Source organism: Alteromonas macleodii, assembly GCF_903772925.1.
Lineage (GTDB): Bacteria > Pseudomonadota > Gammaproteobacteria > Enterobacterales > Alteromonadaceae > Alteromonas > Alteromonas macleodii_A.
This window is the reverse complement of sequence record NZ_LR812090.1, coordinates 2,976,984-2,990,991: the sequence shown is the minus strand read 5'-3', so window position 1 is coordinate 2,990,991 and position 14,008 is coordinate 2,976,984. Positions and strand designations below refer to the sequence as shown.

Sequence of the window (14,008 nt, the reverse complement as noted above, 5' to 3'; positions counted from 1 at the left end):
ACTTATATGAGAAAGCTTCCTAAAACTGCGAAAAAGATAGATTCAACTTTGTTGCAAGCCAATAAAAACAAAAGTGTTGTTGCTAGTGAAGAAAGCTTTGGAGTTTTCAGGAATAGCGAGGGCGACTTAAAAAATTTATCAAAAATAGCTTGTTTGGAGCAACATGGCGACACATTTAAGCTGAACAGGAAAAGCTTGTTATCGATTATTGGGAATAAGCTCAATTTATCAATGTTAAGCGCATTTAAGTAACCTAAGTCGTTTACTAAATGAGAAAGGGGCTTAGTAAGCTTATGGCGAATGTTGCTTAATAGAATGTGTCGCTATTTCATCATTGGCTATTGGTCTTCAAAACAGTAGAATAGAGGTGTTACGCATAATTTTAGTAAATGCCTAGTTAATAATAGCAGTCATTAGTGCATGAAAATGTTAACGCTATCTAGACCGAATAAGTAGGCAAGCGAATCATTCAGGGACGAAAAATACTATGTTGAATAAACTGTTACTTATTTTAGTCGTTGTCTTTGGCGTGAAACTTTACCTCGAAAACAGCAGCCATCCATACTCAGATAATCTATCGGACCGAAATCAACTTTCTACTCAAGAGGTGCTTACTCAAGAGCGTCTCACTCAACCTGAGCGCGTTTCTTTTATGTGCGACGGACGACAATATTGCAGTCAAATGTCGTCGTATGAAGAGGCAAAGTACTTTCTGAAAAATTGCCCTAATACGAAAATGGATGGTGATGACGATGGCATTCCATGTGAGAGTCAATTTCGAAGGTTTGACTAAATGCTAAGTGGTTAACTGACAAATAAAAAGACCCTCGATAATCATTCGATTAAATTATCGGGGGTCAGAGTCTGAGGGATCCCCACGAATTTAGTTTCATGTGTCTCCGGCCCAGGCTGCGTCAACTATGGAGCTGTACCATTTGAGTGCAGCTTTCCACTGTCGCATAGTAAATCGCATTCGACAAGCGACAGCCCTGAGTCCAAGGTAATGGAATGACAGCACGCTTCTGGTTTCGGTATTGGCTTGGAAGCGCCGATGCCTATTCGATGAGACGAGCACCATACCCAGTAATATAGCCACGAGTGACGCTAACGTTGTCAGCAATATCAGTATTATTAGACGTTGCTTTTTCACGCTTTTATTCTGTTCATAGCCAAGCCCGAACTTCGTGCTTTTCATGTCTCTAAAGCCTTCTTCAATTTGCATTCGTTGCCTGTAAATGGCTACTACTTGCTTCGATAAGCTTCGATGAGGTGCCAGTGATGTCGCTAATAGCCATGGATCTTTTGCACCTTGTGCATGCACTTTTGAGCGTTTTGAGGCTTTACGTGTACCATCTGGATTTGAAGCATGACGCCCTTTAGATTTCTGTTTAAAAAGAACTAGCGTGCAGGTAAAGGGGTTGCTCCTTACTATTTGGCTGTTATCAAAACGCTTCGGTCGACAGGTTGCTTGTGCGTATAAACGACGAATACATTGCCACGTATTTCCTCTATCAAGCGAATAAAGATGTGGCTTGCGGATACGCCCAACAATGTCCCATCCTAGGGCCCTAACTTCTCTGAACCAAGGCGATTTATACCCTGCATCGGTAACGATAATGGGTCGGCAATTTGAAGGTAATATAGCGTGTAACGCCTTTAAAAATGCCTTGTGTGTAGCAGGTTTCTCTTTGGTCTTGTTGCAATGTACTTCTTGGTAAAGTGTGATGGGCCTTCCTTTCAGAGATATTGCTGCACGTAAAAGAAAATGCGCTTTGCGGTCGTCTAAATCTGACCAGTCGATTGAGATAACAGGGCGTGTTGTGTTGCCGCAAAATAGTTGGCATATAGATGCATAGATGAGCGGTGTTTCACTTAGTAAATGCGGATTTGAGAGCAAGCGGTCTGCACGTTTAATTCTATGTTTTTCAAAGGCTTTAGTGTTTATCCCTCGACCTATGCTGGTTACGGTTGCAGCGCTTCCATTAAGCAGACTTTTGACGCACGCCGTGACCGCATTTAGACGTGTTTTATGCATATTGTAGCTGACAAGCGTAACGACTTTGTTCACAATAGATAGGGCATTCATGGTTGTTTGGTCTCGGTGAAGTTTGGCGATTGATCTGATCACCAAACGTCATGAATGTTCCTGTCTTTTTTATCTTACTGATATCGTTACATTATTTGTGGGGATACCTCAGGGTCAGAGTACTTTAATATGTAAGTGCGAGTGCTGCTTACTTATGACGCTCGCGAAGCACATCTAGCGCATCGTTTAGTGACATATCGCTTGCTTGAAGCAGTACAGTTAAGTGATACAACAAATCAGCGGCCTCGTTTTTAAGCTCTTCTTTGTCGTGCACAGTAGCTGCTAGTGCGGTTTCAACGCCTTCTTCACCTACCTTCTGAGCTATGCGCTTAATGCCTTTGTTATAAAGGCTTGCGGTGTAGCTGCTTTTAGGGTCGGCATCTTTACGAGCAGCCAAGACACGTTCTAAATCTGCAAGAAAGGTAAATGCGGGTGTGTTGCCGTCGAACCAACAGCTTTCAACGCCTGTATGGCACGTCGGGCCGTTAGGGTTAGCTAGTACCAATAGTGAATCTTGGTCGCAATCGCAGGCAACGCTCACTAAATCTAGCGTGTTACCTGAGGTTTCACCCTTAGTCCAAAGGCGCTGTTTCGAGCGGCTGAAAAAGGTTACTTTACCTGTTTCAAGGGTTTTCGCTAGCGCATCTTGGTCCATGTAGCCTTGCATTAATACTTTGCCTGATAGTGCGTCTTGCACTATGGCAGGTAGCAGGTTATCCATTTTGTCCCAAGCTAGTTTATTGCTGTTTTCATTAGTAATGATCACGGGTTTACTCCTTCTGCTTGCGCCGTTAAACCGTGACGCTTACGCATGGCAACGCCATTGCTGGTTAATTCTGCTTTTAGCTCATCAATATTGATGATGCCCTTGTGAAATACCGATGCTGCAAGTGCACCATCTACATCAGCTTGTTGGAACACATCAGTAAAGTGAGCAATTTCGCCTGCGCCACCCGATGCAATCAAAGGCACTTCACATACATCGCGCACGGCTTTCAGCTGCTTCACATCATAGCCTTTGCGCACGCCGTCTTGGTTCATGCAGTTCAGTACAATTTCACCTGCACCGCGCGACTGCACTTCTTTAATCCAGTCGATAGTTTGCCACTGGCTTTTCTGTGTACGGCTCTCATCACCTGTAAACTTGTAGACTTCGTATTGGTCGGTTGCTTCGTTATAAAAACTGTCGATACCAATTACTACGCACTGCTGACCGTACACATCATGAAGCTGATTAATAAGCTCGGGGTTATTAAGGGCAGGGGAGTTAATCGAAATCTTATCCGCCCCCATTTCCAAAATGCGCCCAGCATCTTCAATGCTTTTAATGCCGCCCGCTACGCAAAACGGGATATCTATAACCTGAGCAATACGGCTTACCCAGCTTTTATCTACCACTCGAGCGTCAGAGCTTGCGGTAATATCGTAAAATACCAACTCGTCGGCACCCGCTTTCGCGTATTGCTCGGCAAGAGGCACGATGTCACCAATAATCTCATGGTTTCTAAATTGAACGCCTTTAACGACTTTACCGTCGCGTACGTCCAAACAGGGAATTATGCGCTTTGCCAGCATGCAATAGCCTCCTTCACCGTGAATTTACCTTCAAGTAATGCACGACCTAAAATTACGCCACCAACGTTAGTCGGCTTCAAAGCTTCGATATCAGCAATACTGCCGATACCGCCAGATGCTTGCCAGCTTACATTAGGGAAACGGGCCGCCATTTCTTGATAAAGCTCAGTGTTCGCGCCCTGTAGAGTACCGTCGCGGCTAATGTCGGTGCATAGCACATGCTTTGCGCCTACTGTAGCGAAGTCTTCCAGCAAGCCTTCAAGGGCTACGCCAGAGTTCTCTTGCCACCCATGGGTGGCAATAAGCTTTTCGCCGCTGTCGCTAATATTAATATCAAGGGCTAATACGATGTGCTCTGGACCGTACTTTTCTACCCAAGACTTCACTAGTTCAGGTTGCTTAACGGCCAACGAGCCAATAACTACGCGGCTAACGCCCGTTTCTAGTAACTGCGCAACTTCTTCTTCACTACGAATTCCGCCGCCGGCTTGAAACTTCATGCGCTTGGTATCGACCATAGACTTAATTAGTGAAAGCTGACGTTTGCTGGTGTCTTTAGCGCCCGTAAGGTCAACAATGTGCAGCCAAGTCGCACCTTGGTCAGCATAGTCGTGAACCACGTCAACAGGGTCCAGTTCGTATTGGGTTTTTTGCTCGTAATCACCTTGATAAAGGCGGACTACATGTCCTTCAATAAGATCAATCGCTGGAATAATCATTATAGGTTCACAAAGTTAGTCAGTAGTTGTGCTCCGGCTTCGCCAGAACGCTCTGGGTGAAATTGCACCCCGTAAAAGTTGTCTTTATTTATAGCTGCTGAAAACGTATTACCATAAGTGCAGCTTGCAAGCGTGTGCTCGTATTCAGGAACGGCAAAACTGTGAACAAAGTAAAAGTAAGTATCTTGTGGAATGCCTTTAAACAGACTTTCGTTGTCGTGAGAGACGGTGTTCCAACCCATATGAGGTAAGCGCACGCCTTCTGATTCCATGCGAGCCACATGACCTGGCATTAGGTTTAAACAGTCGATGTTACCTGTGCCTTGAAAACCACCTTCGGCACTGGTTTCAACCATAAGCTGCATGCCCAAGCACACGCCTAGTACAGGTTGGGTTAGTGACTGAAGGGTTTCCACTAAGGCTTTTTGCTTAATGCTTGCCATAGCCGCTGCTGCGGTACCAACACCTGGTAAAAACACTTTGTCAGCGCTTTTGATCACGCTTACATCGTCAGATACGTCTACTTCAACACCTAGACGTTCAAGGGCAAAGCGTACCGAGGAGATGTTGGCACAGCCGGTATTCACTATTACTATTTTTTGTCGCTGGCTAGTGTTTACCACTGACATTACAGTGCTCCTTTACTGCTTGGTAATGCATCACCCTGGCGCGTAATTGCTTGGCGAAGGGCACGACCAAATACTTTAAACAGGCTTTCTACCTGGTGGTGAGCGTTACCTTCGCTGGTGGAAAGGTGCAGTGACAGCCCCATACTTTGCGCTAGCGAGTAGAAGAAGTGCGGTACCATTTCAGTAGCCATTTCGCCAACTTGGTCGCGACTAAACTCTGCATCAAATTTAAGGTGAGGGCGGTTTGAAATATCCATGATACATTCAGCACGACACTCATCCATTGGTAATGCAAAGCCAAAACGGCCAATACCGCGTTTATCACCTAGGGCCTTTTTAAGGGCTTCGCCTAAAGCAAGGGCGGTATCTTCCACGCTGTGGTGATCGTCAATGTGCAAATCGCCATTGGTAGTCAGGTTTAATTCAAAACCACCGTGTGTAGCAATCTGATCGAGCATATGGTCAAAAAAGCCCATGCCGGTTTGAATAGTCGACTTGGCCTGCGAATCAAGATCTACACGCACGCGAATGTCGGTTTCAGAAGTGGTGCGTACTACTTCTGCAATACGTGAAGACGCCAGCAAGGTTTTCTGAATATCGTTCCAGTTTAAGCTTTCACGATTGTACTGAAAGCTGCGAATACCCATGTTTTCAGCAAGCTGTACGTCGGTAATTCTGTCACCAATTACAAAAGAGCGGGTGAAGTCCACTTTGCCCTGCTGCAAATATTCTTGCACTAAGCCAAGCTTTGGTTTGCGGCATGTGCAGTTATCAGCATCGAAGTGCGGGCAAATAAGTACGTCGTCAAACACTACACCCTGACTTTCAAAAATCGCCATCATGGCATTGTGTGGCTTGTCGAAGTCTTCTTGCGGGAAACTGTCTGTACCCAAGCCGTCTTGGTTACTTACCATAACGAGTTTAAACCCAGCTGCTTTAAGCTTTAGCAACACGGGAATGACGTTTGGCTCGAAAACCAGCTTTTCAAGACTGTCTAATTGCTTATCGACTGGCGGCTCTTCAACAAGTGTACCGTCGCGGTCAATAAATAAAATGGCTTGCTGACTCATGCCGCATCCTCACTATTTTTAAATTCGTTAATCAACTGCATTAGACGCTGATTTTGTTCTTCTGTGCCTATGCTTACGCGTAAACAGTTTTGTAAATTAAGCTGCTTCGATTGGTCGCGAATAAGCATGCCTTGGCTTACCAAGTATTGCATTAGTGCTTGCGCTTTTGCATAGCGGAACAAAATGAAGTTTGCTCGCCTGTCACCAACTAGCTCAAAGCCTTCAACCGCTTCTAACGCTTCAGCTAATGTTTCTTTTTCGCGGTTGAGCGTTGCAACCTGTAGCTCAAGTAACGTTAATGACTCGGCCGATAATGCTTGCGCGGCAATCTGCGCCACTGGCTCTGGGATAGGATAGGGCGCTATCACTTTAAGTAGAGCTTGAATCACCGGTGCCTGAGCGAGTGTAAAACCACAGCGAAGCCCAGCAAGCGCAAACGCTTTCGAAAGCGTACGAAGTACAACAAGGTTAGGGTAGTTGTTTATCTCATTTGCCCAGGTATTGTCAGCATCGAACTCAATGTACGCTTCATCGACAACAACGAGCGCTTTATCGGCAAAGTGATTAAGTACAGTTTTAATGTCTTCGCGAGCGACCGGCGTACCGGTTGGGTTATTTGGCGCGCAGATGAAAATCACATTCACGTCTTCTTCGGCGCAAACGGCATTTACATTCAAGCTGAAATCATCGTTTAAAGGGACTTTTTTAATGCCCACATCGCAGGTTTCAGCGCTGATTGCATACATACCGTAGGTAGGCGGGCAGATAAGAATCTTATCTTTACCCGGCGTACAGAAGGTACGAATAAGCAATTCAATGCCTTCATCTGCACCACGAGTAACGATTAGCTGCGACTTATCAAGGCCTGCATAATTGGCGTAACCACTCACTACCGCTTCAGGCTGACACGACGGATAGCGGTTAAAGTTACTGCTATTAACGCTGTATTCATTAGCATAAGGTGACTCGTTGGCATTAAGCCAATCTTGACCGCCTGAAAACAAGCGACGCGCCGATTCATACGGCTTTAGCGGCACAAGGTTGTCGTTGATTAGGTTATCGATAAGTGACGACATTAGGCGTCTCCCTGCTTAAGTGCCTGCATACGAAGTGCAACAGCCTGTTCGTGGGCGTCTAATCCTTCTGCTGCCGCTAGTGCCATAATTGCAGGGCCTAAATTGCGCATGCCGTCTTCACTTAACTCTTGAATCGTGTAGCGACGCATAAAGTCCAACAGACCAAGGCTAGAGTAATTCTTAGCATAGCCGTATGTGGGCAGCACGTGGTTAGTGCCTGACGCATAGTCGCCTGCAGATTCTGGCGACCAAGGGCCTAAGAAAATCGAGCCGGCATATTTAATTTTTGGTAAATAATCACGGGCGTTTTCTATTTGCACGATTAAGTGTTCAGCCGCGTAAGCGTTACTTGCTTCAATAGCCTGTTCAATTGAATCGGCCAGTATATAGCGTGCATTTTCCATAGCAGGGCGTGCAATTTCAGCGCGAGATAAGGTCGCTAACTGACGTTCAACGGCGGCTTTAGCTTCTTCAATGAGCGTAGCGCTGTTAGATACCAAAATAGCCTGCGAGTCAGGACCGTGCTCTGCTTGAGAAAGTAAGTCTGCAGCGACGAACTCAGGGTTTGCGAATTCATCAGCAAGTACTAACACTTCTGATGGACCAGCCGGCATATCAATGGCCGCACCATCAGCGCGTTGGCTAACTAGTTGTTTTGCTTCAGTTACAAAACTATTGCCCGGCCCGAAAATTTTATCGACCTGAGGAATCGTTTCAGTACCTAGCGCCATGGCTGCAACCGCTTGCGCTCCGCCGCATAAAAAGATCTTATCAATACCGCACTTTCTAGCTGCATAGGCAATTTCAGGGGCGATAAGCTGCTCTTTGTTTGGCGGTGTGCACAGTAGTTTGTTCTCACAACCTGCCACTAGCGCTGGTACACCAAGCATCAGCACGGTAGAGGGAAGTGGAGCACTGCCGCCTGGAATATAAAGACCTACTGCGTCAAGGGCAGTGAAGCGCAGCTCACACTTAACCCCTGGTGTGGTAGTTAGCGCAATATCACTTGGCATTTGCGCTTCGTGAAACATTTTTATGTTGTTAAACGCAGTATCGATAGCACTTGCTACCTCGGGCGTTACCTTAGCAGCAAGGGTATCGATATTTTCTTGCGAAAGCACAAGGTCAGTGAGATCTGGGCAGTCAAATTTACGTGTGTAATCAAGTACTGCTGCATCACCATCTGCCTCAACGCGGGCGATTATCTCGCCCACGGTTTGCTTTAACTGTTGGCTATTGGCCATAGCCGGGCGGGCTAGCGCCTGTTTTTTCTCATTTGCCGAGAGAGATGACCAAGTAATCATAATTGTCTGCCTTTTAGCCCATCATTTTTTCGATTGGCATTACAAGAATAGAACTACAACCAAGGGCTTTAAGCTTTTCCATGGTTTCCCAGAATAAGGTTTCTGTAGAAACAACGTGGATAGCTACTTGCTCTTCATTTCCAGCTAATGGAAGCACCGTTGGGTTTTCAGCACCTGGAAGTAGGCTTTTAACCTGCTCTAAATAGGCTTTCGGCGCGTGTAACATGATGTACTTGCTTTCTTTCGCCAGTAATACCCCATCAACACGAGGCATAAGACGATTAACCAGTGTTACTTTCTCGTCGCTAAGTTCGCTGTCGGTACGTTTGATAAGTACTGCTTTACTGCGGAAGATGACATCTTTTTCTACAAGACCATTTGCTTCAAGGGTTGCGCCTGTTGATACAAGGTCACAGATAGCGTCAGCTACACCAGCGCGAGGTGCTACTTCTACTGAGCCCTGTAGCATTACAGCTTTTGCGTTAATGCCTTGGTCTTTGAAGTAGCGCTCAAGAAGGTAAGGGTAAGTGGTTGCTACTTTTTTACCTTCTAAAGACTTAATGCCGTCGTAATCCATCTCATTAGGTACGGCAATTGACAGCCTGCAGCCGCCGTAGTCTAGACGACGTAATACTTCATACTCAAACGGCTTGCCTGCTGCTTTGCGTTCAAGCATTTTTTCTTCAAGCTCATTTTCGCCAATGAAACCAAGGTCGCAAACGCCATCCATAACAAGGCCTGGAATGTCGTCATCACGTACGCGAAGTAAATCAATTGGCTCGTTCGTTGAGTGCGCAATCAGCAGGCGATCACGAATGTTCAATTTAATGCCGATAGCTTTAAGAAGTGCGATGCTGTCATCACTCAAGCGACCTGATTTTTGTACGGCAATTCGAAGTCTGTTGCTGTTACTCATTGAAACGTTCCTTACACGTTGTGTTTTAACTTTTTGATTGCGCCTAAAACGAAAAACCCCCGGAAGTTTCCTTCCGAGGGTCGAGAATTTTTCTATCTGCGCCACTGGAAGGATTCATAGACCTTCCAGCACGAACCTGAAAGGTTATGCTTTGTGGTGATGGTGATGTTTCGCCGCGCAGTTAATCATTTTGATGAATTAAATTCCTAATTTCGAACGGCTGAAACATTAGCGGTTTGAGCATGGATTTGCAAGGCAAAATTGAACTCTTTTGCTACATTAACTCTAAATTAATATACATATAATAAAACTATTCGTTATGAATTAGTTGTGAACCATAATTTTGAGCACTTTGCTGCCGATAAATTATAAAACAGATACACATTTTAGGAGGGCGTATGAGCAACGATTTACTGTTTCCCATTTTGCCTCGTAACACCAAAGTGCCCGTGGAACCCGATGAGCGGGTGAAGAAAGTGCAGAAAACAAAAAAGTCTGAGCATCTCAGTGAAGAAGATCGCGACAACTATCAAGACATAAAACGCACGGAGGTAGTCGATGCGTCAATAGAGAACTCGAAAGACAAAGAGCGAGACAACAGCAGCGGCGGACTCAAACACATTGATATTGATGTCTAGACATTTCTAGTGATTACGTTTTTCTGCGTTTAACGCTTCAAATAACGCTTCTATTTGCCCGGTGACCTTGTGCTTTGGTAGATAGAAGGGCAGCGGCACACGCTTAGAATGAGACTCTTTCACCTTCACTGTAGCACTTATATAGCTTTCTAACACTGGCAACCCTTGTTGCTTGAGCGATTGCACTAGTTCTGTAGGCAGTTTTGCCTGACTACTAAATTGATTGACTACAATGCCCAATAGCTTAAGTTCTGGGTTATGGTCCTCTTTAAGTTCTGTTGCATTGTCGAGTAAGAGCTCGATAGCTTGTGCGGAAAAGTCATCACAATCAAAAGGTACACAAAAGCCATCTGCAGCAATAAGTGCCGCTTTTGAATAGAAATTAAAATTTGGTGGCGTATCAATAAAGATATGGTCGAATTCCCCTTTTAACTCCTTCAGCGCATCTTTAAGCTTAAAAATTTTGTATCGAGATTCAAGTTCTCGCTCTACATCAGCTAAGGCTGGTGAGGACGGCATGACAAACAGATTTTCAAAAGGCGTAGGGTGAACGAACACATTCGGTTTCTTTGCGGTTCTAAATATTCCCACCACTTGTTTAAACATATCGGCCACAGTAAGGCTTTGCTCGTTGACGTCAAACCCCGTGTAGTGAGTGCTATTTCCTTGAGCGTCTAAGTCTACTAATAAAGTTCTATGGCCCAGTTTGGCGCTTTGAGCGGCTAAGTTGGTGCTTATAGTTGATTTGCCCACGCCGCCTTTTTGGTTAAACACCACGGTAATCATAAAAATACCTTTGTAAAAAACTGATAAGCGAACTGGTTAAAATATGCCCGCATACGACAGTTGATGTAAAGCGTGTTTTCACTTAAACCACGATACATTGCAGTTATATGTGTCGATAACATTATAGAAGTAAAATCTTGCTTTACTTTGAAATGATAATGATTATCATTGGTGAATTATTTTATATTAATCGATTAAGTATGCGTTTTACTCCCTCTTTTTTGACAATTTCACTGTGTTCTCTATTTTCTTCGAGCTTGTTTGCCCAATCTAGTGAACAAACTAATAACCAAAACAATGTGGAAAGTATTACTGTCACAGCCTCTGGCTTTGAACAGCTTTTGTCTCAGGCGCCTGCCTCAGTGAGCGTTATTGATAGAAAACAACTTGCACAGCGCGCCTACAAAGATATTACTGACGCGCTTCGAGACGTGCCCGGTATAACTGTAACAGGTGGCGGATACCGCCAAGATATCAGCATTCGGGGTTTACCCGCGCAGTACACCACAATACTTGTCGATGGAAAAAAACAAACGGGAAGAGAGTCTCAGCCAAATGGCAGCGGAGGGTATGAACAAGATTGGTTACCTCCCTTGGACAGCATAGAACGTATTGAGATTGTGCGCGGACCCATGTCTACCTTGTATGGTTCAGATGCAATGGGCGGGGTAATCAATATCATCACCCGCAAAAACTTCAGAAAATGGAGTGGTAACCTTCGTGCAGAAACAAAAATTCAAGAAAATTCGGACAGTGGGTCAGATAGCCAAATTCAGCTAGCCTTTTCTGGGCCGTTAATCGAGAATTTGTTAAGTATCACAGCCAGCGGCCTTTACCAAAAGCGAGACGAAGACGATATTGAGCGAGGTTACGCTGAAAAAGACCTAAGCAACATTCGTACAGCATTGCATTTAACCCCAAACACGACAGATACGCTCACGTTTGAGTATATTTTCCAAGATCAGACACGTACTTCAACACCGGGTAAGTCGTTACCAGAAAGAAATTCATTATCAGAGACTGAAAGTAACAGATACTCATATGCATTAACTCACGAAGGAAAATATGGGGAATTGACCGCGCGCAGTTATATTCAGCAAGAGTCGATTGAAAACGTTGGCAGAGATATCACCATCGATAATTTAGTCCTTAACTCGCAGTGGTCTTGGGCTGTAAGTGATAGCCACATGCTAACGGTAGGGGCAGAGTTTCTAGAAGAGTCACTTGATGATTTTGATACAAACGGCGGCGAGGCCACTAATATTGAAAACAGTCAGTGGTCTATCTATGGCGAAGATGAGTGGCGTGTTAACGATAGCTTAGCCTTTACGTTAGGTATTCGCCTAGATGACAATGAACAATTTAGTTCTCAAATAAGCCCTCGTGCGTACGCGGTGTATAACATCAACGATAATTGGGTATTGAAAGGTGGTGTCTCTACTGGCTATCGTACGCCGGAATTAAGAGAAATGGCTGATGGGTGGATACAAGAAAGCCGAGGGGGAGATGTTTATGGGAATCCGGACTTGTCACCCGAAACTACGTTAAACAAAGAGCTCGCGCTTTACTATTCAGGTGATGCGGGCTTGGAGTACAGTCTCACCGTCTTCCATAATGATTTCGATGATAAAATTGCCATTGCATCATGTGAACTATCAGTCTGTTTAGATGAAACTGACCGCTATAACATCAACGTAGACGAGGCTGAGTCTTACGGCGCCGAGTTTGCAGCAAAATATAACATTGGTAATTGGTCATTCAATGGTGCGTATAGCTTCACGCGTTCAGAGCAAAAAACTGGCACGAATGAAGGCCTACCTTTGGTACAACAGCCGAAACATTTGTTCACGTTGAACACTACATACCGTCTATCACAAGTGAGCGAAATTTGGTCTAGATGGACAGTGAGAGGGGAAGAAACGGCGCTAACGTCAGTATCTTCACGTTCTATTTTATCCCCAGGGGTCGGTTTGTTTGACATAGGTTACAACACCAAGCTTACGCGTAATATTAAATTGCAAACGGGGCTCTACAATGCATTTGATAAAACCATGCGCTACGACGAGTTTGGGTATGTTGAAGATGGAAGAAGATTGTGGGTAGGGTTAAATTGGACGTTCTGAAAATAGCGTTTATTTTATGGGCTGTTTTTTTTTGCGCTAGTTGCACTACTGCTAACTCTTCGCCAACCGCTCAGGATTACGCCCGAAAGGGCCTAGAGAGTGCTACGCATTTTCCTGGTTTGGCAAGCCTCTGTGATATTAGTGCTCCACCTAGAGATATGTTTAAACTCGATGAAAAGCGACGAGAAAGGCCTAAGCGTGCCGAGAGTGAAGGCAAGTCCGATCGCAAAGGCAAGGGGCGGCGCCAAATACCACCCCAGCAGGTCTTTGATAACCTCTATTACGTGGGGGCAGGCAACGTTGCAAGTTGGGCAATCGATACGGGTGAAAGCATTGTCCTAGTGGATGCGTTGAATAATGACGACCAAGCTCAACAGTACATTATTGATGGTTTGTCTGCGCTCGGACTAGGCAACAAGCCAATCTCTCACCTTATTATTTCTCATGGCCATGGCGACCACTATGGTGGGTTTGAACTTATCAAGTCAACATATGATCCTCGCATAGTCATGAGTAGTGTAGAGTGGGATTATCTCGAAAACGATAAATTCGCCAGTTATCGTTGGGGTAAAAAGCCAAGCCGAGATGTGGCGGTAGACGATGGTGAAAAATTGAACGTTAACGGTGCTGAACTATCGCTTTATGTTACGCCGGGCCATACACCAGGTACCTTAACTGTCATTTTTCCCGTAGTTGACGGAAACGAGAAACATCGGGCTGTGTTGTGGGGCGGTACTGGGCTCAACTATGGTCCTGATGTCTCGCGCATTCAGTCTTATACTGACTCTGCCATTACGATGAAACGAATAATAAAAGAACAAAATGTTGATGTTTTTTTATCGAACCATCCTGGGCGTGCTGGAACCAGAGAAAAGCTTGAAGCCTTAAGTAACCGGCAGAGTAATGAAAAACATGCCTTTGTCCAAGGTCAAGATGTAGTTGTAGAAGCATTTGAACTGCTTGAAAACTGCACGCGCGCACAGTGGATGAGAATTGAGGAAAATCGAAGCTATCAGGCCAAATAGTCTTCGAGAATGAAGGCAAGAAAGAGAGAATGAACGCCACAGCCTTCTTGCCTAATTGCTG

The 14,008-nt window shown here is 45.0% G+C and carries 15 protein-coding genes and 1 other annotated feature; of the genes, 5 read left to right on the top strand and 10 right to left on the bottom strand.

What is annotated here, in order from left to right; all coding sequences use genetic code 11:
- The first annotated feature begins 6 nt into the window (after positions 1 to 6).
- Complete coding sequence (locus tag PCAR9_RS12925; protein WP_179983946.1) at positions 7 to 252, top strand: hypothetical protein; 246 nt, start codon at positions 7 to 9, stop codon at positions 250 to 252.
- A gap of 235 nt (positions 253 to 487) precedes the next feature.
- Positions 488 to 793, top strand: a complete 306-nt coding sequence (locus PCAR9_RS12920; protein WP_197964241.1) for an excalibur calcium-binding domain-containing protein — start codon at positions 488 to 490, stop codon at positions 791 to 793.
- 96 nt (positions 794 to 889) lie between these two features.
- On the opposite strand, the gene PCAR9_RS12915 is transcribed toward PCAR9_RS12920, so the two are convergent.
- The 9 genes from PCAR9_RS12915 to hisG all read right to left on the bottom strand — a co-directional run bounded on the left by PCAR9_RS12915 (position 890) and on the right by hisG (position 9,375).
- Positions 890 to 2,128 carry an IS4 family transposase gene (locus PCAR9_RS12915; RefSeq protein ID WP_232091290.1) on the bottom strand — a complete coding sequence of 413 codons (1,239 nt, stop codon included), beginning with the start codon at positions 2,126 to 2,128 and terminating at the stop codon, positions 890 to 892.
- A 106-nt stretch (positions 2,129 to 2,234) separates the two neighbouring features.
- On the bottom strand, positions 2,235 to 2,852 hold the full coding sequence (gene hisIE / locus PCAR9_RS12910) for a bifunctional phosphoribosyl-AMP cyclohydrolase/phosphoribosyl-ATP diphosphatase HisIE (protein WP_015067587.1): 618 nt from the start codon (positions 2,850 to 2,852) through the stop codon (positions 2,235 to 2,237).
- Entirely contained in the window at positions 2,849 to 3,661 is an 813-nt protein-coding gene (hisF, locus tag PCAR9_RS12905) for an imidazole glycerol phosphate synthase subunit HisF (protein ID WP_179983945.1), read from the bottom strand. Before hisF ends, hisIE begins: the two co-directional genes overlap by 4 nt.
- Positions 3,643 to 4,380, bottom strand: a complete 738-nt coding sequence (gene hisA / locus PCAR9_RS12900) for a 1-(5-phosphoribosyl)-5-[(5-phosphoribosylamino)methylideneamino]imidazole-4-carboxamide isomerase (RefSeq protein ID WP_179983944.1) — start codon at positions 4,378 to 4,380, stop codon at positions 3,643 to 3,645. Before hisA ends, hisF begins: the two co-directional genes overlap by 19 nt.
- Positions 4,380 to 5,009 (bottom strand): imidazole glycerol phosphate synthase subunit HisH, encoded by a 630-nt coding sequence (gene hisH, locus PCAR9_RS12895; protein ID WP_179983943.1) that lies wholly within the window; start codon positions 5,007 to 5,009, stop codon positions 4,380 to 4,382. Before hisH ends, hisA begins: the two co-directional genes overlap by 1 nt.
- Positions 5,009 to 6,079 carry a bifunctional histidinol-phosphatase/imidazoleglycerol-phosphate dehydratase HisB gene (gene hisB, locus PCAR9_RS12890; RefSeq protein WP_179983942.1) on the bottom strand — a complete coding sequence of 357 codons (1,071 nt, stop codon included), beginning with the start codon at positions 6,077 to 6,079 and terminating at the stop codon, positions 5,009 to 5,011. The genes hisH and hisB overlap by 1 nt, the downstream gene beginning before the upstream one ends.
- The gene (gene hisC / locus PCAR9_RS12885) at positions 6,076 to 7,155 is read right to left on the bottom strand and encodes a histidinol-phosphate transaminase (RefSeq protein ID WP_179983941.1); all 1,080 of its coding nucleotides are present in this window, start codon (positions 7,153 to 7,155) and stop codon (positions 6,076 to 6,078) included. Before hisC ends, hisB begins: the two co-directional genes overlap by 4 nt.
- Positions 7,155 to 8,459 carry a histidinol dehydrogenase gene (gene hisD / locus PCAR9_RS12880; RefSeq protein WP_179983940.1) on the bottom strand — a complete coding sequence of 435 codons (1,305 nt, stop codon included), beginning with the start codon at positions 8,457 to 8,459 and terminating at the stop codon, positions 7,155 to 7,157. The genes hisC and hisD overlap by 1 nt, the downstream gene beginning before the upstream one ends.
- Positions 8,460 to 8,472: 13 nt before the next feature.
- A complete protein-coding gene (hisG, locus tag PCAR9_RS12875; RefSeq protein ID WP_179983939.1) occupies positions 8,473 to 9,375 on the bottom strand; it encodes an ATP phosphoribosyltransferase in 903 nt (300 codons plus the stop codon).
- 51 nt (positions 9,376 to 9,426) lie between these two features.
- Positions 9,427 to 9,544 (bottom strand) — a sequence feature (His leader region).
- A gap of 229 nt (positions 9,545 to 9,773) precedes the next feature.
- Here hisG and PCAR9_RS12870 point away from each other — a divergent pair.
- On the top strand, positions 9,774 to 10,013 hold the full coding sequence (locus tag PCAR9_RS12870; protein WP_179983938.1) for a hypothetical protein: 240 nt from the start codon (positions 9,774 to 9,776) through the stop codon (positions 10,011 to 10,013).
- A 6-nt stretch (positions 10,014 to 10,019) separates the two neighbouring features.
- On the opposite strand, the gene PCAR9_RS12865 is transcribed toward PCAR9_RS12870, so the two are convergent.
- Complete coding sequence (locus PCAR9_RS12865; RefSeq protein ID WP_179983937.1) at positions 10,020 to 10,799, bottom strand: ParA family protein; 780 nt, start codon at positions 10,797 to 10,799, stop codon at positions 10,020 to 10,022.
- 158 nt (positions 10,800 to 10,957) lie between these two features.
- On the opposite strand from PCAR9_RS12865, the gene PCAR9_RS12860 reads away from it, so the two are divergent.
- Together PCAR9_RS12860 and PCAR9_RS12855 are read left to right on the top strand one after the other, a co-directional pair.
- Positions 10,958 to 12,922 (top strand): TonB-dependent receptor domain-containing protein, encoded by a 1,965-nt coding sequence (locus PCAR9_RS12860; RefSeq protein ID WP_232091199.1) that lies wholly within the window; start codon positions 10,958 to 10,960, stop codon positions 12,920 to 12,922.
- Positions 12,923 to 13,080: 158 nt separating this feature from the next.
- On the top strand, positions 13,081 to 13,947 hold the full coding sequence (locus PCAR9_RS12855; protein WP_232091198.1) for an MBL fold metallo-hydrolase: 867 nt from the start codon (positions 13,081 to 13,083) through the stop codon (positions 13,945 to 13,947).
- The last annotated feature ends 61 nt before the right edge of the window (positions 13,948 to 14,008 follow it).